Annotated in this window: 19 protein-coding genes and 4 tRNA genes; 8 read left to right on the forward strand and 15 right to left on the reverse strand. The window is 63.8% G+C overall.

Translation table 11 applies throughout. The features are described from left to right. Positions 1-15: 15 nt before the first annotated feature. Genes aat through WHX56_RS10170 form a run of 3 tightly spaced genes read right to left on the reverse strand, consistent with a single transcriptional unit; the run spans position 16 to position 2,310 of the window. Positions 16-789 (reverse strand): leucyl/phenylalanyl-tRNA--protein transferase, encoded by a 774-nt coding sequence (aat, locus tag WHX56_RS10160; RefSeq protein ID WP_338881122.1) that lies wholly within the window; start codon positions 787-789, stop codon positions 16-18. Then, the gene (locus WHX56_RS10165) at positions 786-1,367 is read right to left on the reverse strand and encodes an NUDIX hydrolase (protein WP_129239059.1); all 582 of its coding nucleotides are present in this window, start codon (positions 1,365-1,367) and stop codon (positions 786-788) included. The genes aat and WHX56_RS10165 overlap by 4 nt, the downstream gene beginning before the upstream one ends. Positions 1,368-1,377: 10 nt before the next feature. Then, positions 1,378-2,310 (reverse strand): LysR family transcriptional regulator, encoded by a 933-nt coding sequence (locus WHX56_RS10170; RefSeq protein WP_338881123.1) that lies wholly within the window; start codon positions 2,308-2,310, stop codon positions 1,378-1,380. 130 nt (positions 2,311-2,440) lie between these two features. Here WHX56_RS10170 and WHX56_RS10175 point away from each other — a divergent pair, with 130 nt between their 5' ends. Together WHX56_RS10175 and WHX56_RS10180 are read left to right on the forward strand one after the other, a co-directional pair. Beyond that, entirely contained in the window at positions 2,441-2,839 is a 399-nt protein-coding gene (locus WHX56_RS10175; RefSeq protein WP_129239058.1) for a DoxX family protein, read from the forward strand. Between the two features lie 39 nt (positions 2,840-2,878). Beyond that, positions 2,879-3,343: a nuclear transport factor 2 family protein gene (locus tag WHX56_RS10180; RefSeq protein ID WP_208742334.1), complete on the forward strand. Its 465-nt coding sequence runs from the start codon at positions 2,879-2,881 to the stop codon at positions 3,341-3,343. Between the two features lie 2 nt (positions 3,344-3,345). On the opposite strand, the gene WHX56_RS10185 is transcribed toward WHX56_RS10180, so the two are convergent. The 6 genes from WHX56_RS10185 to WHX56_RS10210 form a co-directional block, all read right to left on the reverse strand. Then, complete coding sequence (locus tag WHX56_RS10185) at positions 3,346-3,945, reverse strand: DUF2946 family protein (protein ID WP_338881124.1); 600 nt, start codon at positions 3,943-3,945, stop codon at positions 3,346-3,348. A gap of 188 nt (positions 3,946-4,133) precedes the next feature. Continuing rightward, positions 4,134-4,207 (reverse strand) — tRNA-Cys (locus tag WHX56_RS10190). A gap of 54 nt (positions 4,208-4,261) precedes the next feature. Then, positions 4,262-4,337: transfer RNA gene (locus WHX56_RS10195), tRNA-Gly, on the reverse strand. Between the two features lie 177 nt (positions 4,338-4,514). Further along, positions 4,515-5,099, reverse strand: a complete 585-nt coding sequence (locus tag WHX56_RS10200) for a ProQ/FinO family protein (protein WP_129239056.1) — start codon at positions 5,097-5,099, stop codon at positions 4,515-4,517. A 130-nt stretch (positions 5,100-5,229) separates the two neighbouring features. Next, positions 5,230-6,111 carry an MBL fold metallo-hydrolase gene (locus tag WHX56_RS10205; protein ID WP_287755360.1) on the reverse strand — a complete coding sequence of 294 codons (882 nt, stop codon included), beginning with the start codon at positions 6,109-6,111 and terminating at the stop codon, positions 5,230-5,232. Further along, a complete protein-coding gene (locus WHX56_RS10210; RefSeq protein WP_338881125.1) occupies positions 6,111-7,085 on the reverse strand; it encodes a tripartite tricarboxylate transporter substrate binding protein in 975 nt (324 codons plus the stop codon). Before WHX56_RS10210 ends, WHX56_RS10205 begins: the two co-directional genes overlap by 1 nt. Before the next feature lie 741 nt (positions 7,086-7,826). Here WHX56_RS10210 and WHX56_RS10215 point away from each other — a divergent pair. From WHX56_RS10215 to WHX56_RS10225, 3 genes are all read left to right on the forward strand, one after another. Then, positions 7,827-10,658: an autotransporter domain-containing protein gene (locus WHX56_RS10215; RefSeq protein ID WP_338881126.1), complete on the forward strand. Its 2,832-nt coding sequence runs from the start codon at positions 7,827-7,829 to the stop codon at positions 10,656-10,658. Between the two features lie 161 nt (positions 10,659-10,819). Next, positions 10,820-11,926, forward strand: coding sequence for a hypothetical protein (locus WHX56_RS10220; protein ID WP_338881127.1), 1,107 nt, complete (start codon positions 10,820-10,822; stop codon positions 11,924-11,926). Positions 11,927-11,931: 5 nt separating this feature from the next. Beyond that, the gene (locus WHX56_RS10225) at positions 11,932-12,741 is read left to right on the forward strand and encodes a GSU2403 family nucleotidyltransferase fold protein (RefSeq protein WP_338881128.1); all 810 of its coding nucleotides are present in this window, start codon (positions 11,932-11,934) and stop codon (positions 12,739-12,741) included. A 179-nt stretch (positions 12,742-12,920) separates the two neighbouring features. Here the strand turns inward: WHX56_RS10225 and WHX56_RS10230 are convergent. Then, positions 12,921-12,996 (reverse strand) — tRNA-Gly (locus WHX56_RS10230). Between the two features lie 355 nt (positions 12,997-13,351). Between WHX56_RS10230 and WHX56_RS10235 the strand changes: the two genes are divergently transcribed. Both WHX56_RS10235 and WHX56_RS10240 read left to right on the forward strand, forming a co-directional pair. Then, positions 13,352-14,374, forward strand: a complete 1,023-nt coding sequence (locus tag WHX56_RS10235) for a hypothetical protein (protein WP_287755365.1) — start codon at positions 13,352-13,354, stop codon at positions 14,372-14,374. Positions 14,375-14,442: 68 nt separating this feature from the next. Beyond that, a complete protein-coding gene (locus WHX56_RS10240; protein ID WP_338881129.1) occupies positions 14,443-15,504 on the forward strand; it encodes a 2Fe-2S iron-sulfur cluster-binding protein in 1,062 nt (353 codons plus the stop codon). Between the two features lie 65 nt (positions 15,505-15,569). Here WHX56_RS10240 and WHX56_RS10245 read toward each other — a convergent pair whose 3' ends face one another. From WHX56_RS10245 to WHX56_RS10255, 3 genes are read right to left on the reverse strand one after another with little or no spacing between them, the layout of a single operon-like run. After that, positions 15,570-16,550, reverse strand: coding sequence for a PDR/VanB family oxidoreductase (locus tag WHX56_RS10245; RefSeq protein ID WP_338881131.1), 981 nt, complete (start codon positions 16,548-16,550; stop codon positions 15,570-15,572). A gap of 2 nt (positions 16,551-16,552) precedes the next feature. Next, positions 16,553-17,629 (reverse strand): aromatic ring-hydroxylating dioxygenase subunit alpha, encoded by a 1,077-nt coding sequence (locus tag WHX56_RS10250; protein WP_338881132.1) that lies wholly within the window; start codon positions 17,627-17,629, stop codon positions 16,553-16,555. A gap of 1 nt (position 17,630) precedes the next feature. Further along, positions 17,631-18,650, reverse strand: coding sequence for a tripartite tricarboxylate transporter substrate binding protein (locus tag WHX56_RS10255; RefSeq protein ID WP_338881134.1), 1,020 nt, complete (start codon positions 18,648-18,650; stop codon positions 17,631-17,633). A gap of 47 nt (positions 18,651-18,697) precedes the next feature. Between WHX56_RS10255 and WHX56_RS10260 the strand changes: the two genes are divergently transcribed. Continuing rightward, positions 18,698-19,459 (forward strand): IclR family transcriptional regulator, encoded by a 762-nt coding sequence (locus WHX56_RS10260; RefSeq protein WP_338881136.1) that lies wholly within the window; start codon positions 18,698-18,700, stop codon positions 19,457-19,459. Here the strand turns inward: WHX56_RS10260 and WHX56_RS10265 are convergent. Together WHX56_RS10265 and WHX56_RS10270 are read right to left on the reverse strand one after the other, a co-directional pair. Further along, complete coding sequence (locus WHX56_RS10265) at positions 19,456-20,103, reverse strand: hypothetical protein (protein WP_287755371.1); 648 nt, start codon at positions 20,101-20,103, stop codon at positions 19,456-19,458. The two genes, WHX56_RS10260 and WHX56_RS10265, sit on opposite strands and share 4 nt — an antisense overlap. Positions 20,104-20,155: 52 nt before the next feature. Further along, positions 20,156-20,231 (reverse strand) — tRNA-Gly (locus WHX56_RS10270). Positions 20,232-20,279 lie beyond the last annotated feature (48 nt).

Raw genomic sequence — 20,279 nt, forward strand, 5'->3', positions numbered from 1 at the left:
TCCGTGACGGGATGGCTACATATTAACGCCTAACCCGGCGCCGGACGCGGTCTCGGGATGCAGGCGCCCGGCGCTGTCCAGCGTGCCGCGCGCCCAGGGGACGGGGGGTAGCGCCGCGGCGCCGCGGACGTGCCGCAGGAAAGCGGCGCGGGAGATGGGGCGGGCGCCCAGGCTTGCCAGGTGGCGCGTCTGCTGCTGGCAGTCGATGCGCTCCACGCCCTGCGCGGCCAGGTAGCGCACCAGGTAGGCCAGCGCCACCTTGGAGGCGTTGGGCGCGCGGGTGAACATGGATTCGCCGAAGAACATCCGGCCGAGGCTGATCCCGTAGAGGCCGCCGGCCAGTTCGCCGTCGATCCACGTTTCGATGCTGTGCACGTAGCCGGATTCGTGCCAGGCGCGATAGGCCTGCTGCATGGCGCCGGTGATCCAGGTGCCCGGCTGGCCGTCGCGCGGCGCGGCGCATCCGGCCATGACCTGCGCAAAGGCGGTGTCCACGCGCACCTGCACGCGCGGCGCGGCGGAAAGCTCCTGGCCGGCGATCTGCCGCAGCAGCTTGCGCAGGGAATGCGAAGGCGCGAAGTCCTCCACCGCCAGCACCATGCGGGGATCGGGGCTCCACCACAGGATGGGCTCGCCTTCGGAATACCACGGGAAAATGCCGTTGGAATACGCCTGGATCAGCCGCGGGATCGACAGGTCCGCGCCCGCCGCCAGCAGGCCGTCGGGATCCGTCAGCGCGAACTCGGCTGGCGGGAAGGGCGTGTCGACGGCAAGCCAGGGAAGCTTCAACGGTGCGATTCTAGGGTGTAGTGATGGGGGCCGAACACGCCGAGCTTGCGGTCTTCGAAATAGTGGCGCAGCGTCGTCGCCACGGTGCGGAAGGCCAGGTCGTCCCAGGGGATTTCGGATTCTTCGTAATAGCGCGCTTCGAGGCTTTCGGGGCCCGGGTCCAGGTCCGGGGACACCGCCTGGGCCAGGTAGAAGACATGGACCTGGTCGATCTGGGGCAGATCGATCATGGTGTAGAGCTCGCCGAGCTGGATATGCGCGCCGGCTTCCTCCAGCGTTTCGCGGGCCGCGCCTTGCGCGGTGCTTTCGCCCAGTTCCATGAAGCCGGCGGGCAGCGTCCAGGTGTTGTAGCGCGGTTCGATCGCGCGCCGGCAGAGCAGGACGCGGTTTTCCCAGACCGGCACCGTGCCGACCACCAGCCGCGGGTTCTGGTAATGGATGGCGCCGCAGTGGTCGCAGATGTCGCGTTCGCGGTTGTCGCCCTCGGGAACCCGGCGGTTGATGGGCGAGCCGCATTGGCTGCAGAAACGCGAACGGCGGGGCGCGGGGAAATATTCGATGGGCGATTTTGCGGTCATGGGTACGATTCTAACGGCTGCGGCGGGGACTGGCGCGCCGGCCCGGCACGGCCGGGGACGGAGCGCCGAAACGGTCCTCGAGGTGTTCGACGAAGGACCGCACCTTGGGCGACAGGAAGCGCCGGTGGGGATAAATGGCGTACATGGAGATCGGGGTGTGCGCGTAGTCGGCCAGCAGGGTGACCAGCCGCCCGGCTCGGATATCTTCGCCCACCAGGAACTCGGGCTGCAGGATGATGCCGTGCCCGGCCAGCGAGGCCGTGCGCAGGACGTCGCCGTTATTGGCGCGCAACGCGGCGTTCACGCGCACCAGGTGCGTCACCCCGTCTTTCTCGAAATGCCATTCGTTGCCTGTGCTGGCATAGGCGTAGTGCAGGCAGCGATGCTGCTTGAGGTCTTCCGGCGTGCGGGGCGCGCCATGGCGCGCCAGATAGGACGGGGCGGCGCAAACCAGCAATTGCTGGGGCGCCAGCGGCCGCGCGACCAGCGAGGAATCGAGCAGCGGGCTGATGCGCACCGCCACGTCGAAGCCGTCTTCCACCAGATCGACCACCCGATCGTTGAGGTCCAGGTCGATGACCACGTCGGGGTAGCGCTGCAGGTATTCGGCGATGGCGGGGCCCAGATGCAGGATGCCGAACGACACCGGCGCGCTCACGCGCAGGCGGCCGCTGGGCCGCTGGCCTTCGGCCTGCAGCGACAGCTCCAGGTCCGCCACTTCGGCGAGGATGGGGCGCACCCGTTCATAGAAGGCCCGGCCGGCGTCGGTCATGCTCAGCTTGCGGGTGGTGCGGTTCAGCAGGCGCACGCCGTATTTCTGTTCCAGGTAGGCGATCTGGCGCGTGACCACGGAGCGGGCCTGGCCCATTTTGTCGGCCGCCGCCGCGAACGAGCCCAGCTCCACGACCTTGGCATAGGTCTGCATGGCGGTGTGCGTATCCAAGATTGTTTCCTATCGGGGAACAATAATTTGCAATTCTGCATGTTTATCTTTGTTTTTGGAATCGCAAGAATAGCGTTCCTGAAGAATCTTCCCATCCTGGGCGATTCCACAACCGCTCTAGGAGAGTGCAATGGTTGATACCCGTACCGCGCCCTATGCCGCGCTGTTGCTGCGCGTGGCGCTCGGCGTCATGTTCCTGGCCCACGGCCTGACCAAACTGCTGGTGTTCACGCTGCCCGGCACCGCCCAGTTCTTCGCCAAGATCGGCTTTGCCGGCTGGCTGGCCTATCCGGTCACCTTCTTCGAAATCGGCGCGGGCGCGATGCTGATCCTGGGGATCGTGCCGCGCTGGGTCGCCGCCATCGCGGTCGTGCAGTTGTTCGTGGCGTCCACCGTGCACTTCGGCAACGGCTGGGGCTTCGGCAATCCGGGCGGCGGCTGGGAATACCCGATCTTCCTGACCGTGGCGGCCGCGGCGTTGGCCCTGCTGGGCGACGGCAAGTTCGCGCTGGTCAAGAGCCGCCGCTGAGCGCCGCGCACCCGACTATCCACCGCAACGGGAGTTCCCATGTTCTTGTCCATGCCATTCCTCAAGCGCGCCGCGGGCGCGGCGCTGCTGGCCCTTGCCGTGTCGCCCGCCGTCCATGCCTCCGCCGGGCAGGAGGCCGCCAACAAGGCGGCCGTGCTGGCCTTCTACGAGAAAGGGCTGAACCAGAAGGATGCGGACGCCGCCCTGAAGTATGTGGGCGACCGTTACGTGCAGCACAACCCGAACGCGGCGGACGGGCCCGAGGGCTTCCGCAAGTTCATCGCCTTTCTGCGCGACAAGTTTCCCAAGTCGCACAGCGAGATCAAGCGCGTCTTCACCGATGGCGACTACGTGATCCTGCATGTGCACGCGGTGCGCGAGCCCGGCTCGCGCGGCAGCGCCATCATCGACATCTTCCGCCTGGAACAGGGCAAGATCGTCGAGCATTGGGATGCAGTGCAGCCCATACCCGAACAGTCCGCCAATTCCAACGGCATGTTCTGAATCTAGGCGGGCTGCGGCCTGGGGTCGGGGTCGAAGCCCAGGTCCCGCGCGATGTCCTCTTGCGCGATCGGCGATAGGGGCGCCGCCGGATAGGCGCCGGGGAACGCGACCCGGATCGTGTCGCCGGGCGCCAGGCCGGCCAGTGCGTCCAGCAGCGGCGCGCCGTTATCCAGAACCAGCTTTTCGAGCAGCGGCGGCAGATCGCGGTCCAGCACGATGCCGGCGCCCATCGGCGTCATCGCGTACAGTCGGCCGGCATCGTCCAGCCGCCACGAATCGACCGCCGCGACCGCGGCGTTGGTGTGGGTGAGCAGGCCGCTATTGTCGTCATTCAGCCGCAGCGTGTAGGGAGCCGCGTCCAGGCGCAGGAACACGCGCTGGGGGCCGTTCTGGAAATACCAGCGGCCCGCCTCGTCGTGTTCGTAGTTGCGGTTGATGAATTCCAGGATCTGGCTGTTGGTGATCGATTCGCCCGGGCCGCCCTGCGCGGACTGGCCCTGCGGATGCAGGCGCCAGCGGCCCCTGGCGTCCAGGGACAGCCAGCCATAGACCGCCGGCACGTCGGGCCAGCGGGCAAGGGCGTCTTTCACGGATTGATCCATGTTCAGGAACGAATGACGATGGGAGGCGGGGTGATGGCGGGCGCCGTCCCAGTATCCCCCTTTGTGCTCGCGGGGTCGAGGGATCGGAATGATGCGCCGGGATCGTCGCCGATTGAAAACGGCGTCGCGATGGCAATCATTCGATTGGCGAAGCGTGGGGAGGGGGAACGGGATGCGGAGGAAGTTGCTGGAGGCGCAAGCCGGAATCGAACCGACGTACACGGATTTGCAATCCGCTGCATAACCACTCTGCCATTGCGCCAGCACTTCAAGAAAAAAGGAAGCGCGGTGTTGGCCGTTGCTTCCTTTTTGTATTTGGAGCGGGAGACGAGTCTCGAACTCGCGACCTCAACCTTGGCAAGGTTGCGCTCTACCAACTGAGCTACTCCCGCGTATGCATTGCATGCATCATTTGGTGCGATTCCTGAAGTTTCTTTCAGAAGGCCGTGTCCACCAAAGACAGCGATTATACACAGAATTTTTGACTTGTGCAGTGCGGGCGAAAATCGCGGAAAGAAAAAAGCGCCCGCGCAATCGCGCGGGCGCCAGGGTCCTTCCGGCGCCCAGGGTCAGGGCGTTTCGGCGGCCTGCGTTGCCGCGGTTTGCTCTACGGCGGGCTGCGCTTCAACGGACGGCGCGGCGGCGGCTTGCGGGGCGGCGGGCTTCTTGGCGGGGCGGGGCTTGCCGCCGGGCCGGCGGCTGGCCTGGCGGCGCGCATAGGCTGCCTGTTGCGCGGTCACCTTGCCGACGGGCTGCCCTTGCAGGTCGACGCGGGGAGCGTCTTCCGTCAGGCAGGCCCAGTAGCGGCTTCCCTTGCACCAGGCGGCAATCGCCTGCTTGAGCTGCTCTTCCGTCATGGAAAGCGCTTCGAGATGCTGGGCGGCATCCGCCAGGATGCCTTCCTTGAGAGGCACCTTGGGCGCGGGATTCTTCGGGAAAGCCAGCGGAAACTGCTTCTGCAGGCGCCAGATCGCTTCGACCGTCGGGTCGACAGGCTCCCGCGTCCTGGCGGGTTCCTGCTTCCTGGAGGGTTCCCGCTTCTTGGCGGATTCCCGCTTCTTTGCCCGGTCTGCCTGTTTCGGTTGGACTGGCGCCGCTTGCTGAGCTTGCGCCCGGAGCTGCTCTCGCAGGTCGGCAAGTTTTTCAAAACCCATTGTTCTTTCCAACACCTCTGATTTGTGCAACCAGAAGGTTACCCCATGTGCAGCGCCTCGGTCATGTGCGGGCGATGGGGGCGGCGTCTGCCCTGTCCTGCCCGGTTGCGCCTTGCGTGGCCGAGGCGTTTCACAGCGCGACCTCGTCCAGGTCGTTGGCAATGATCAGGCGCCCAGGAAAGTCGCGCGCCACCTCCTCGCGCAGCCGTTCGATCATGGCCATGTCGCCGCGGGGGCGGTGATGGGTCAGCACCAGGGTGCCGACGTTGCAGGCGGCGGCGATCTTGCCCACGGTGTCGCCGCAGGCCAGTGTGTACTTGGCCAGATTGCGGAAATGCTCGGAGTCGATTTCAGCGTCCGCCAGGTAGCAGCATTGGACCAGTACGTCCGCGCCCTTCGCGAGGCGCCGCAGCCCCGCGCAATCGACGGTGTCGCCGCTGATGGCGATGACTTTCCCCTGGCTCTCCACCCGGTATCCGTAGCAAATCCAGCGCTTGAGAAACGCCTGGGAGAAGGCCAGCCCATGTCCGTGCACCACGGGCTCGGCGAAAACCCGCCAATGGTCCGTTTCCGCTATCGGGCCGGGCGCCACGTCGATGGCCTCGATCGCGGACCAGCCGCCATGGGTGGGTTCGCCGTCCGAACGCCATTCGATGTCCTTGTCGTAGACCTGCGTCAGCAGGGCGTTCATGATGCGCTTGGTGTCTGGCGGCCCGCGAAATGCAATGGCGTGACGGCGCCCGTGCAGCCAGGTGCTGAGCGCCACGTCGAACACGTCGCCGATATGGTCGAAATGATGGTGGGTGATGAAGACGTCCTTCAGGGACTCCAGCGCGATGCCTGCCCGCACCATCTGGACGACGACGCCGCGACCGGCGTCGAACAGCAAGGTTTCATCGCCGATCTTCACCACCGTCGCAGGTCCGGCCCTTTCGGGGTCTGGGCGCGGTCCGCCGGTTCCAAGCGTCTGGATGCGCACGGGAAGCTCCGTGCCTGTGCTGTGTTGCGTCATTATTGCTCCAAGGTGAAACCGGTCGTGCGAATGATGCCGCCCCAGACCTCGTTGTCGAGCCGCACCCGTTCAGCGAATTCGGCGGCCGACGGATAGCGTGTGCGCAAGTCCTGCTGCGCAATCTGCCGCTGCACCTCCGGTGCCTTCAGCGCCGCGGCCAGGGCCTGGTTGAGCCTTTCGGCCTGTATTGCATTCGTGCCCTTCGGCGCGAAGAAGCCGTACCACAGCGACACATCTTCCATGTCGCGCAGGCGCGGCACGGCCTGCGACATGGTGGCGACGTCCGGCAATAGGGGAGAGCGCTCCTTGCCCGTCACGCCCAGTATCCTTATGCGCCCTTGTTTGTGCAGTTCCACGGCTTCGCCCGAGGTAACGATCGCCGCCTGGATCTCGCCACTCTGTACCGCGATCAGCACCGGCGCCGCGCCCTTGTAGGGAATGTGGAGCATGTCCAGCCCCGCCGCGCGGTTCAGCATCACGCCCAGGAAGTGCGACGGGGTTCCGGCGGACATGGAGCCATAGTTGACGGTGCCCGGCCTGGCCTTGGCATACTCGATGAACTCGACGAGATCCCCAGCCGGAACGGTGGGCGCGGTCACCAGTGCCAGACTGAAATCGCCCAGTTCCGCCACGGGCGTCAGATCGCGGACGGGATCGAAGGACATCTTCGGGTAAAGGGCAGGGAAAAAGGCCGGCACGACCACCGGCGCCAGCAGAATCGTGGAGTCGTCCGGTTGCGCCCGCGCTACCGCCTGCGCTGCGATCAGGCTGCCTGCGCCAGGCTGGTTTTCCACCACGACGGGGCGGCCCAGCGTCTCCGTCAGGCGCTGTCCGATGACGCGGGCAAGAATGTCCAGCGCGCCGCCTGGCGGAAAGCCGACCACAATGCGCAGAGGCGCTTCCGCCGCGATTGCGAGGCCGATGACGGAGCTGGCCGCAATCAATCCACAGAGCAAGCGCCTTCCAGGGTTCATGGCTATCCGTACATTCATTGGGCTCTCCCGTATGTCCACCAAGTATCGCCAGTGCATTGCGCGTCGAATGTAGATGGCATATCTATACTTGTATATACAGGGTTGTCCCTAGCCTGCGGCCGGGGTCCGGCTTGGTCTTGCTCAAGGGTGCGCGGCCGTCGTCCGGGGGAATCCGTCCGCGCATAGAGGGGCTGCTCGATCCGCAGCGGGAAAGGCTGGGCGCCGACTCCCTTCGTAATTCACTGAAGAACCCGCCGTTTATAGGACCAAGTCCCGGACTGAATTCCCGTTCCGCCAAAACCGCCTTGGATCGTTCCGCAATGTGCGCTCCATGTCTTGGGCGGTATTTATGCCCATTTGTTTCACGGATGCACGGTAAACGTCATGGAAAAAGGGCCGGACTACGCCGATATAAAAGGTATTTCAATAACTTGGATGTATCCGTCCGTGTTTTCTTAACAATATGAATTGTATGAATTTTTTCGTATTTGAATAATATGGACGGTATCCATGCGTGCTTTCTGGATAATCGGGATGGTATCCATTAACGCTATTTAAATAATCTGGATGGTATCTATCCATTAATTCTTGGTAATGCGAAAAAATCGGTATAAATTGCGTCCTTTTTTTCGCGAAGACTCATTACGTTCATATAGATTGGTTTGTTACGCGGTAATACTTTTATAACAATCCAGTAATGCCTGAGCGTCAGAGGATTAGCCGAGACAGGGAGGATCCACATTGATATATGGCACGAAGAAGTGGCTGACGGCGACGCTCGCGCTCAGCGCGTCCTACGGCAGTGGCGTCACGGCCGCTGACCTGACCGTTACGTCAGGCAATACGCAGGTGTTCGACGGCTCGGCCGGCTTCCCCGGCGGAGTCGACGTCAACGGCGGCACGATGGTGATCGGCGGCAACGGTGGCGGAGCGGGCGTCACCATCAACGGGAACGTCAACGCGGCATCGAATTCCACCATCGCGGGGTTCGGCTCGATCAACGGCGATCTCAACGTGACGGGCAATTCGCGTGTCGCGCCCGGTTATTCCGTCGGCACGCCGACCGGCGTTTCCAACGGCAATCTCGTCGTCAGGGGCAACCTGTCGATGAACAATGCAGTGTTCGATTTCGAGACCGGCTACGCGGGGCTGCCCATTACGCAACCGGGCACCGGCGACAACATTACCGTCGGCGGCAACGTCGCCCTCAATAACACGACGCTGAATGTTTCGGTGAATACCCTGGGCGTCAATGCCGGCTACTACCGGATCCTGTCCTACGGCGGCATGTTGAGCGGCAACGGCCTGTCGCTGGGCACGGTCACCGGCGACTCGCTGCCCGCGGCGACCATCCAGTCGTTGACCGGCGACAAGCAGATCAACCTCATCCTGGGGCCAAGCACGACCAACTTGTGGAACGGCAACGGCGCGGCGTCCGCCACCCGGGCCGGGGGCGGCAATGGCACCTGGAGCGCCGCCAGCACGAACTGGAATAGTCCGAGCAATGCCGCGGGGGCCTTGCCCGATGGCGGATACGCCATTTTCACCGGCGCGGCCGGCACCGTGACCGTCGATGGCGGCGCCGGCCCGGTGCGCGTGTCGGGCATCCAGTTCGCCACCGATCGGTATCGCCTGCAAGGCGCTCCCATCACCCTGGTCGGCAGCGGCGGCAACCCGCCCGCGATCGTGGTGGGCGATGGCACCTATGCTTCCGGCCAGTTCGTCGACACCATCGACAACCCGCTGCAAGGCACGCAGGGCTTCGTCAAGACCGGCCCGGGATCGGTGATCCTGACCGCCGACAGCAGCGGCCTCACCGGCCCCATCCTGATCGCCGACGGCGCGCTGGAGATCGACGGCAAGCTGAACGGCCCCATGGATATCGGCCGCGAAGTCGTGCTGGCGGGCGTAGGCCAGGTCGGCAGCACCAATCTCTATCCCACCGCGGTCATCTCTCCCGGCAACGATGGCTCGCCCATGGGCACGCTCACCGTCAATGGCAACCTGACCTTCGGTCAGAACACCATCTACCGCGTGCATGCCGATCCGGCCAGCAGCGCCAGCGACCGCATCCACGTCACCGGTGTCGCCTACCTCGACGGCACCGTGGCGCACGTGGGCCCCAACGGCAACTATGCGCCGCAGACGACCTACAACATCCTGACGGCGGACGGCGGCATACAGGGCCGGTTCACCGGCGCCACGAGCGCGTATGCCTTCCTGACGCCCACGCTCAGCTACGACACGAACAATGCGTTCATGACCCTCACGCGCAACGACGTGCCGATCGGCAGCGTTGGCGGCACGGGCAACGAGAGCAGCGTGGGCGGCGCGTTGGACAACGAAGCGCCTCCCTTGATGGGAAGCGGGTCGCCTTCGACGGGAAGCGGATCGTCTCCGGCTGGAAGCGAATCGTCTTTGACCGGGAGCGAATCGTCTTCGATCGGAAACGGATTGTCGGCGGCCGGGAACGGCAGTGCGCCGGGTATGGCTACCGGCGCCAGCCAGGTGGCGACGGCGGTCCTCTCCATGACGCCGGACCAGGCGCGCTCGGCCTTGAAGATGCTTTCCGGCGAAGCGTACGCAAGCACCCCCAGTGTGTTGCAGAGCATGGGGGACACCGTGCGCACGCTGCCGCTGGCCCATTTGCGCGGCAACCTCGACGCGCCGGCGCTCGCCGGACGGCCCACGGCCCAATTGGGTTCGCCGTCGTCCGATGCCCTGCCGCAAAGCGGCGCATCTCCGGTCTGGGCGCAAGTATTCGGCAACTGGAGCACGTTCGGGAGCGACGGCAACGCGTCGAGCGTGAGCCAATCGTCCGGCGGGCTCTTCGTCGGCGGCGATGGCGCGGTGGGCGGCGGCTGGCGATTGGGCGGCGCGCTGGGCTACATCGGCAGCCACAGCTCGATCGCCGATACCGCGTCGCGCACCAATGTCGACAGCTATACGGCGACGTTGTTCGGCGGACGGAATTTCCCCGCCGGCCCCGGCCATGTCCGCTTCATGGCCGGCGCGGCCTACACCTGGCACGATATCGACACGAAACGCGATGTGGCGGCCGGGAGCCTGGCCCAGCGGCTCGAGTCGTCCTATCACGCCTCGTCGACGCAAGTGTTCACCGAACTCGGCTACCACCTGCCGCTGGGCGATGCCTACAGCATTGAACCCTACGCCGGCGTGGCGTGGAACCAGTTGCGCACCCGCGACTTCGACGAAACGGGCGGTACGGCCGCCCTGCACGGGGCGGGAAGTTCCGACGATGTGACGAGCACCACGCTGGGACTGCGCGGCGCGTGGCTGTTCGGTTCCGACCGAGCGCCGGGCCGCCTGACCGCAACGCTGGGCTGGCGCCACGCCATGGGCGATGTGAAGCCGAGGCAGGAACTGGCTTTCGAAGGCGGCAGCACGTTCTCGGTGACGGGCGTTCCGATCGCGCGCGATGCCGCCGTGCTCGGGCTAGGCGCCGAAATGGCCATCACGCGCAACACGACGGCCGGCGTCGCCTACGACGCGCAGTTCGGTGGCGGCAACCGGCAGCAGTCCGGCCAGCTCAAGCTGGCCATGCGTTTCTAGACCGGTGGCAGGCGGGTGCGCAGGCGTCGCGATCGCGACGCCTGCGGCCAGCCGGAATCCGAGTAACATGGCCAAGGTTGACAACATGGCCGTGTTAATTAAAATGGCCATGTTAAATCCGTTCCACCATGGCCACCCCACCATCTCCCAACAAACGCGCAATGTCTGCCGAGCAGCACGTAGCCGATTTCTTTCGAGCCAACGATTGGGCCGTCGAGATGCTACCTCGCGGCCCGAACGGCGCGGACTTGATCCTCCAGCGTGGAACGCGACGATTCATTGTCGAGATTAAAGCGCTCTCCGAAAGCCGCGCCGATCGTGTGATACCGCTGCTCTCGATGGCGATCCTTCAAGCCCGGGCCGCAGCCGAACAGTTTGGCGATGCCCTTCCCCTCGCGATCGTCTGCGTGCCGGACGTGTCCCCGTCTTTGGCCAGGCATGTGAACGCATTTGCCCAGAGATTCGCAAAGGATGTATCCGTCGGCCTCATCGCGAGACGTGGTGGGCAGTATTTCTGCGGCGCGGCGTTCCAAGAGCTGAGCCGATTGCCAGAGGAACCCAGGCGCACTGCCGCCACGCATCCACCCCAGCGCATCAATCTGTTCTCGGATCTCAACCAGTGGATGCTGAAGCTCCTCTTGGCGAGGGAACTGCCCGAAGGCTTGTTGAATGCCCCGCGCAAGAAGTTTCGCAACGGCTCCGAACTGGCCGAAGCAGCGCGGGTGTCCGCCATGAGCGCATCCCGATTTCTGCAGCAGTTGCGCAGCGAAGGGTATCTGAGCGATTCGTCCCCCTACCTGAAACTCGTCCGTCGCGAAGCGCTGTTTCGCCGGTGGAGCGCTGCCACGATGCGCTCATGTCCGGAGATGCCATGCCGCTTTCTTCTACGGATGCCTGTCCTTCCGCAAATCCAAGGCCTATTGGGCGGACATACGGAAGACGCTTGTCTGGGGCTTTTTGCCGCCGCCGATGAACTGGATATCGGGCACGTCAGTGGCGTGCCGCCGTATGTCTATGTCCACAAGCTGCCCCGGCCGGGTTCTCCGGACTGGCCGGAGCTGATCGCTCATCCCACCGAGCAGCCAGACCTGATCTTGCGGCAAGCCGCTTTTCCGCAGTCGACGTTCAGGGGGGCTATCGATCGAAACGGGGTAATGGTGTCTGACGTCATCCAGGTATGGCTGGACGTCATGCACCATCCGGCGCGGGGTGCTGAACAAGCCGCGCTGATCTATAAGAAATTTCTTTTGCCGATTGTCGGGGGCTGAGGCCGATGAACGATCTGGAAGCTTTCGCGCGATTGGTGCAGGCGCTGGCTCCCTGGCGCCGGCAGTTGATTTTCATTGGAGGGTGGGGGCATCGCCTCCACCGGCTGGATCGAAGGGCAAATCAGCCGGATTACCAACCCGTGTTCACTCGCGATACGGACCTCGCATTTGCCAACACGGAGCCCATGGAAGGCGACATCAAGCAAGCGCTGATGCAGCATGGATTCCAAGAAGAGTTGAGCGGTGACCACCGGCCTCCCGCGGCGCACTATACGCTTGGCGACGAGGCTGGGGGCTTCTACGCCGAATTCCTCACGCCTCTGGTAGGAAGCGGCTATAAGCGAGGGGGCGTGCCTGATGCGACTATGGCGAAGGCCGGTATTTCAGCTCAGAAGATCCGACACCTGGACATTCTTCTCGTCGATCCTTGGGTGATCAGCCTTGGGCACGATGACGGCGTTCTTCTGCCGGAGCGAATGGACGTCCAGGTGGTCAACCCCCTGTGTTTCATGGTCCAGAAATTCCTGATCCAACAATATCGACCGGCAAACAAAAGAGCCCAGGACGTTCTGTACCTCTATGACACCGTCGAGCTTTTCGGCGCGTTGCTGGATGAATTCAATGCGCACTGGCATGCGCGTGTCGCGCTAGAACTCGGAAATCTGGCCGACGATGTGCGAAGACTCAGCGTGCAAACATTCGCCGAGGTCAATGATCTGGTTCGCGAAGCCGCGCGCATCCCCGCCGATCGCAATCTATCCCCGCAGCAAATACAAGCGACATGCAGGTACGCGTTCGAGCGCATGCTGCGTTAGCGCGTTGTCCTGTGGCGAGGTAACGGCAGCGCGGAGCGAATTCGGGCCTCAAGAAGGGCCTTGAAAACACTGGCTGCGTGGACATCCGTGGACGTCCTGCGGGCGCTCCAAAAAAAAGGAGCCGAAGCTCCCATTTTCTGCACTCCATGGCCCTCTGTGAACTTTCATGGAGGTTTTATTGGAGCGGGAGACGAGTCTCGAACTCGCGACCTCAACCTTGGCAAGGTTGCGCTCTACCAACTGAGCTACTCCCGCAATGCTGTGCCTCGGCCCGTCCGCGATCTCTGCGATCGGTATCGGCTTGCGGCAAGCGAGGCGGAAGTATACCCAATTTTCCGCGAAATGCCAGCGGCCCCGAGAGAGATATGCGCAGGCGCGCTCGCCGCCTCGATTCGAGTCCTTGGCATCGGACGCGTTGGCGGCCTCGGGTTGATCTATATCAAGGTTTCGGCTTTGCGTTGATGGACACCGCCAAGGCTCTGGTTCCATACTCTCCACCAGAGAAAATGATACAGAAAAATCATATTTCTAATAAATTTAGTATCACTTAATCCGGTCGCGACGCTATGCGATTGAACTGTGCCAAGCACGATCAAGGAGGAGAGTAGACATGGAAAAGCAACGTTATGCAGCCACGCAGGAATTGCCGCCCCCGATAGAGCAGCCCAACGTATATCCGTTGTCCTGGGTCTGTAAGACCAAGAAGCTGCAGGAAGTCTGGGAGGCATCCTTGCGGGAGAACTGGGACCCGGAGAAGCTGCCCTGGGACACCCTGGATCTCGAAAGCTATACCTGGGAAGAGCGCGAGTCGATCGCGTATTGGTGGACGCTGTTGTCCGTGTTCGACGCCTCGGCGCCGCCCGTGTTCGCGGAGGCCCTGATCAAGACCTACGAGGTGCACGAAGAAGACGTCGTCCGCAAATGCTTCTTCTCCGTCACGCGCGACGAGCAGAATCACGAGATCATGTGCGGCCTGGCGATCACGCGCCTGCTGGGCCATTCCGACCCCCTGACGTACACGCCCAAGACCGAATTGGGCAAGCGGCTGCAGAAGAACGCGCAGTGGCTGTACTTCAACGGTTCCCGCTACTGGACCGGCTACAAGAAGGCCGTGCCGAAATACGATCTCGCCGTGCTGTTCAGTTCTTTCCTGATGGGCGAAATCGCGGCCGCGACGATCTTCAAGCAGATGTACGAAAACTCCCGCGAAGCCGTGTTCAAGGAAGGCTTCAAGAACATCGGGCGGGACGAGGGCCGCCACATGGCCATTTGCATGGCCGTCATGGAGCGCGACTACCCCGGCCTCAAAGACGACATCAAGGCCGTGGTGACCAAGCAGATCCGCGCCGGCTACCTGTTCCTGTCCGCCGTGCTGTTCGAGCCGCCGATGGAGTTCTGGGACCTTCCCGCCGATTTCATCGCGAACCAGCGGGAGGCGGAGGAGGTGGCCCGCGCCGCGGGCTTCGGCATCCCCAGCTACGAAGCCAAGCTGGAGAACTGGCGCAACGCGATGATCAATCTGAAAAGCGTCCTGGACCGGTACAACATTCCGTTCCCCGCCATTCCCGAGGTCGGCATAACGGGCCAGGAAGTGTCGGACGTGGACCTGGAAGACATCATTCCCGTGTTCTGACCATATGGCGTGGCGGCCGGCGCGCGGATACCGCGACGCGCCGGCCGCACAGGGAGCGGCCGAAAGACATGGCAATCATTACGATACAGCCGTCCGGCAGGACGGTGGAGTGCTCGCCCGGCGACACGGTGCTTACCGCGTTGGAGCGGGCGGGATACGCATTACCGAACAACTGCCGGGCCGGCGCTTGCGGCGAATGCAAGGTGAAGGTGCTTGCCGGCGCCTTCGACCAGGGCACCGTGCTCGACATGGCGCTGACCGCCGAGGAGCGCGCCCAGGGCTATGGCCTGATGTGCATGGCCAAGCCGCTGGCGGACAGCCTCGAGATCGAATGGGGAACGGCCGATGCGCGGCCCAAGCTTTTCCCGCCTCGCGAAAACGTGTTGTTCGTCGTGACGGACAAGCGGCAACTGACGCCGCGCGTCGTGGAGTTGCGCTTGCGGCCGTTGGGCAAGCCCCTGCGCTATTGGCCCGGCCAGTATGTGATGCTCGGGGATCCCGGCGCCGGAATTGCGCCGCGGGCGTATTCGATCTCGAACGCCCCGCGTCCCGACGGCGAACTGGTCTTGCAGGTCGCCCGGCTGGACGGCGGCGCCACCAGCTCATGGGTGCATGAAACGCTGATGCCGGGCGACAGCATCAAGCTCTCGGGGCCGTACGGCACGTTCATCGGGGATCCCGCCGTGGACTCTCCCATACTCTGCCTGGCCGCGGGAACCGGGCTGGCTCCGATCCTTGCCCTGACCGAAGCCGCCATGCGCCGCGGATTCCGGCAGCCGGTCATGCTGGTGGTCTCGGCGCGCACGCATGCGGACGTGTACGGACTGGGGCTATTGGCGTGGTGGCGCACCAAGCACCGGAAATTCGATTACCGGGTCACGCTGACCCGGGAAGCGCGCGACGGCTGTCTTTCGGGCCGCGTCGGCGAGGTGCTGCCCGGCGTGCTGGCGGACCTGTCGAAGCACACCGTATTCGCGGCAGGCAGTCCCGCCTTCGTTACGGCAAGCGTCGACGCGGCCTTGCGGCTGGGGGCGAAGCCGGACGCGATATTCACGGAAGGGTTCAATGCCCAGCAACGGCCGACGGTCGTCGATGACGAGCATCTGCTGGCGGCGGCCGGCGCGTCCTAGCCCGACGATCCTGTCTCAAGGATTTTCGGCGGGAATCGCCCGGGAGGACTGGGCGCCGCGCGGCATCACAGATCCAGCACGAGCCGCGCGGAATGGGCCCTTGAACAGCATAGGGCCATCTGGTCATGGCGCGCCCGTTCTTCCTCGGACAGCACGTAATCGCGATGATCCACCTTTCCTTCCAGTACCCCGGTCAGGCAGGTGCCGCAGATACCTTGCCCGCATGACGTCGGCACTTGCAGGCCACTTTCCGCCAGCGCTTGGGAAATGGATTTTCCGGAGGGAACGGCGATGATTTTTCCGGTGCCGGCGATCTGCACCTCAAACGCCCGCTCATCCTGAGCGGACGACAGCGGACCGAAGCACTCGTGATGGAGGGCCGCGGCGTCCCATCCGGCGCCGCGCGAGGCGTTCAAGGCGGCATCGACGAATCGTGGCGAACCGCAAATGTAGACATGACTCTCTCGCGGGCGCTTCGAAAAAAATGCGTCCAGGTCCAATCGCGATAGCCGCGCATCGCCGCTGTCTCCGGTGTAGAAGCAAACCTTGTCCGCGAAGGGCGCGCGCCGCAGCCGTTCATAGAATGCCGTTTGCGCTCGAGAGCGGACGCAGTAAACCAGTTCGAAATCGCTACCGCCGCTGTGCAGGTGTTCGGCCATGCTGATGATGGGAGTGATGCCGATCCCGCCCGCCAGCAGTATGCTGCGGCCGCTCGGACTCGCCAGCGGGAAATGATTCCGTGGCGGGCTGATGGTCAGCCGGTCTCCCTCGCCCACCAGATCGTGCATGGCGATGGATCCGCCCGCGCCGGATGCGACCCGTTGCACGCAGATCTGGTAGCGGTGCCGCTCGGACGGCGAATTGCACAGCGAGTACTGGCGTACGCGGCCGTTGGGCAAATGGACGTCGATGTGCGATCCCGCGGAGAAGGGGGGCAAGCATTCGCCATTCGGCGCCACGAATTCGCAGGAAACGATATCGGCCGCCTCTACGGTCTTGCGCGATACGCGCACGGGCAAGGTGCCGGACTGGAGGTTGTCGGGCATGCCTACGGTTCCGTCGAGAATGCCGGCTTCGGAGCGGCAGGATTGGGCGCCTGCTCGGCCAGCAGGCGTCTTTCCATGAGCCAGCGGAATTGGGCCAGGCCGGCGTCCGCCGCGATGGGATTCATCTTCCAATCGGCCGCGAATTCCAGGTTTCGTGCCTGGGCTTCAATCATGACGCGGTCCTCCTCGAACGCCGTGACGATATCCAGGAAGACGGTCTCCGTGACCTCGGTATTGTCTATGGCGAAGTTTCTCGGGACCGCGTAGAAATAATGGGTCGAGGCGGTGGTTTCCGGCGTAACCGCCTGGCAGCTTCTGAACTCGAGCGCTCCGGCAATGCGGCCCTCCGGCGCGCCCGTGCCGGTAGCCTGCACGCCGGAATGCATCACCAGCACGCCGGGCACGTGGAAATCATAGAAATGCCATCGGTCCACTCGTCCGGAAAACTGGGCCACGCGTGTATGGAAAGGAGCCGGCACTTCATCGAGCAACCAGCGTTCCACGCGCACCGAGTTTGCTGCGCGCGTCACCTTGGGCCGGTTCAGCGCGATGTTCTCGGTGCCTCCCAATGTGGTCGGATGCACATACCCGATGTGGGAGAAGTCCAGCAAGTTGTCGCAGATGAGCATGTGCGGCGCGGCGTAGTGGTAGTAGCCCGGCTTGTATGGCCATGCCGCGTGGCCGAGCGGCCAGGTATCGATGATGTCGGCCGCGTCCGCCATTTTCGGGTCGCCCATCCAGATCCAGATCCAGTTGTTGCGTTCGACGGTGGGATAGCTTCGAATGCAGAGCCCGGGCGGTGTTCTCTCCTGCGCTGGAACTTCGACGCAGGCGCCGGACTGGTTGAATTTCAAGCCGTGGTACATGCATCGAACGCTATCGCCCTCGATACGTCCGAGCGACAGGGGCGCGCCTCGATGCGCACAGCGGTCCGCGACGGCGACGAGCGTGCCCTCTGTATTCCGATACATGCATATCGGTTCGCCCAGGATGGTGCGCGTGAAAAGCGAAGTCGTGATTTCGTGACTCCAGGCGGCCACGTACCAGCAATTGCGGACGAAGAGATTAAGCGGGGTCATCTCAGTTCTCCAGTCTGATTCCGCGCTCTTGAATCAGGGCTTGCCAAAGCGCTGTTTCCGATTCAATGAAACGCTGCATGGTTGCCGGCGTGCTGGGCGTGACCTCCAGCCCGAACTCGGTCAGTGCGGCTTTGACGCGGGGATTTTCCAGCGACTTCTGAAGCTCGCTGGCCAGCCTTTCGCGAATGGCCGGCGGAGTTGCCGCGGGAACCACGAGCCCTTGCCAGGCATAGACTTCGACGTCATAGCCGAGCTCCTTCAGGGTGGGGACACCGGGGTAGATCGGCAGGCGTGACGCGGAGGCGACTGCCAGGGGCCTGAGCTTTCCCGCCTGGATGTGGGGCTGGGCGGTGGCGGTATCCAGCATCATGGCGGGAACGCGTCCCGCCAGCACGTCCTGCACGGCAGGCGCCGCGCCTTTGTAAGGGATGTGCTCGGCTTGGAAGTCCGCGCGTGCCTTGAGCAGTTCCATCGCCATGTGGTGGGGGCCGCCGGCACCCGGGGAGGCGAATTGAATCAGCAAGGGATTCTTCCTGGCGGCGTCTATCAGTGCTGCCGCAGTCGCATATGGGCCAGCGCTGTCGGTCACGAGCAGAAGAGGAAACCGGGCCATCAATCCGACGGGCGCAAAGTCGCCGGCTTTGTAAGACAGCCTGGAATGCAGGGCGGGATTCAGGATCAGGGATCCATTGTCCGCGGTGAACAGCGTGTAGCCATCGGCTGGCGCGCGGGCCGCGGCTTGTGCCGCGATGATCGTGGATGCGCCAGGCCTGTTTTCGATGATCACCGGCTGCCCCAGTTGGCTGCCCAATTGCTGCGCCACTTTGCGCGCGAGGAAGTCGGAGCCGCCGCCGGCGGGATACCCCACGATCCAGGTCGGGGGCCGATCCGGATAGGGCTCCGCGGCAAGGGAAGGGGCCGTCAGCCCTGTACAGGCGAATAGTCCCCACGCGACGGCGCTACAGGCTTTCCTGACAATCATATGTATCTCCACGGTCATGTCGTTGTTGTGGTGGGCCATTCTCATGCCGGCTATCGGGGAAGCCAATCTGCATTTACCATTGGTAAATGACGAAGAAAATTCAGCGAGGCGTCGCTTCCGTGGAGGTTGCCGGCGCGATCCTTCAAATCCTGCGTGGCTCGGCTCGCAGCATGGAGTTGCGGGAGCTCGCCCTGATAGGGGGACTGAGCGCTTCGCGGCTGCATCATTATTTGGTGAGCCTGGTCCGCCTGGGGCTGGTCCACCGCGATCCCGCAACCGCACGGTACGAGCTCGGCCCTTTCGCCATGGAGCTGGGCCTGGTGGCCGCGGATGAATTGCCTGCCCAGCATGCCAGCGCGCCCTGGCTGCGCAAGCTGTCCGAGGAGACTGGCGAATCCAGCTTTTTCGCCGTGCCTTCACCGCGTGGCGCCTTGATCGTCCGATGGGAGCAAGGGGCGCACCCTTTGACTGTGCACGCTCGCCTGGGAACGATCATGCCCATCCTGACTTCGGCCACGGGCCTGATCTGGCTCGCTTTTGCTGAACAGCAAAGCAGGGCGGTGTTCGAGGGAGAGCTCAGGCGGGTCTCGCCCGCGGCCCGGAAAAAAGTGCAGCGGGAACGGCTAGCGCAAGCCGATGAGGTGCGCCGCCAGGGCATGGCGGCGGCCAGGGGAACCATGATTGCCAACGTCAATGCCGTTGCATGTCCGGTCATGGGCCGTAGCGGCGCATTGATCGGCATCCTCACCGTGCTGGGACTTGGTCCCGGCTTCGATTCGTCCGCGCAGGGCGATATTGCGAAGCGGCTCCGGCACTGCGCCCTGGCTTTCGGGAGCAGGCAGGCCTAGCGCTTTTCGTTACCCTGCCAGCGCAGATAAGCCGAGCGGGTCGCGGCAGACACCGAATCCAGGACTTTCCGATGATTGACCTGATGCCGCAGCATCAGCCGCGCATCGGCCACGGCGCGGGATTTGCAGAACCAATGGCAACTGTGCTGCAGCAGGTACAACTCCGCCGAGAGATGGTATGCGCGTTTTTTTGCATCCCACTGCGCTTCGTTGTCCACCACATGGCGCAAGCCGGCCGCATGGATATGCAGCAGTTCGCGAAAATCCCGTGTCATTGCAGGAAGGAAACGCTCGATGTACGGCACGCACAACGAAAGCGTGGACATGCGGGCGGCTTGCGGGCTTTCCTTTTGCATGGCGTCGGCGAGCGAGCGCACCTGCGCCGCCACGGCGCGTTCGGTCGGGGCGAAGGTTTCCAGCACTTGTAGCTGGCGCGCTTCGGATTCCTCGCGGATGGCGCGGGTGTAGCCCTGCGTCAGCGTCTCCATGTGGCGCTCGAGCTGCAAGCCGCCCAGATGACGTCCCAGCAAGGCAATGCGGCCGCGCTGGTAGCGCACGCGCAGGGCCTGCCACACCACGACAACCATCAGCAGGGTTAGTGCACTATCCATCGCCTGCGTTCCTTTGCGTTCCTGCCGGCGCAAGCCGGCGCGCAAAACAAAAGGCCCAAACCGAAGTCTGGGCCCTTTTCGAATCTGGAGCGGGAGACGAGTCTCGAACTCGCGACCTCAACCTTGGCAAGGTTGCGCTCTACCAACTGAGCTACTCCCGCATGGGTTCCGTGCTGCATTGCTGCGATTGCCCAGAACCGGTTTCTTAT

Origin of the sequence: Achromobacter veterisilvae (assembly GCF_037619525.1) — a bacterium.
GTDB lineage: Bacteria > Pseudomonadota > Gammaproteobacteria > Burkholderiales > Burkholderiaceae_B > Achromobacter > Achromobacter veterisilvae.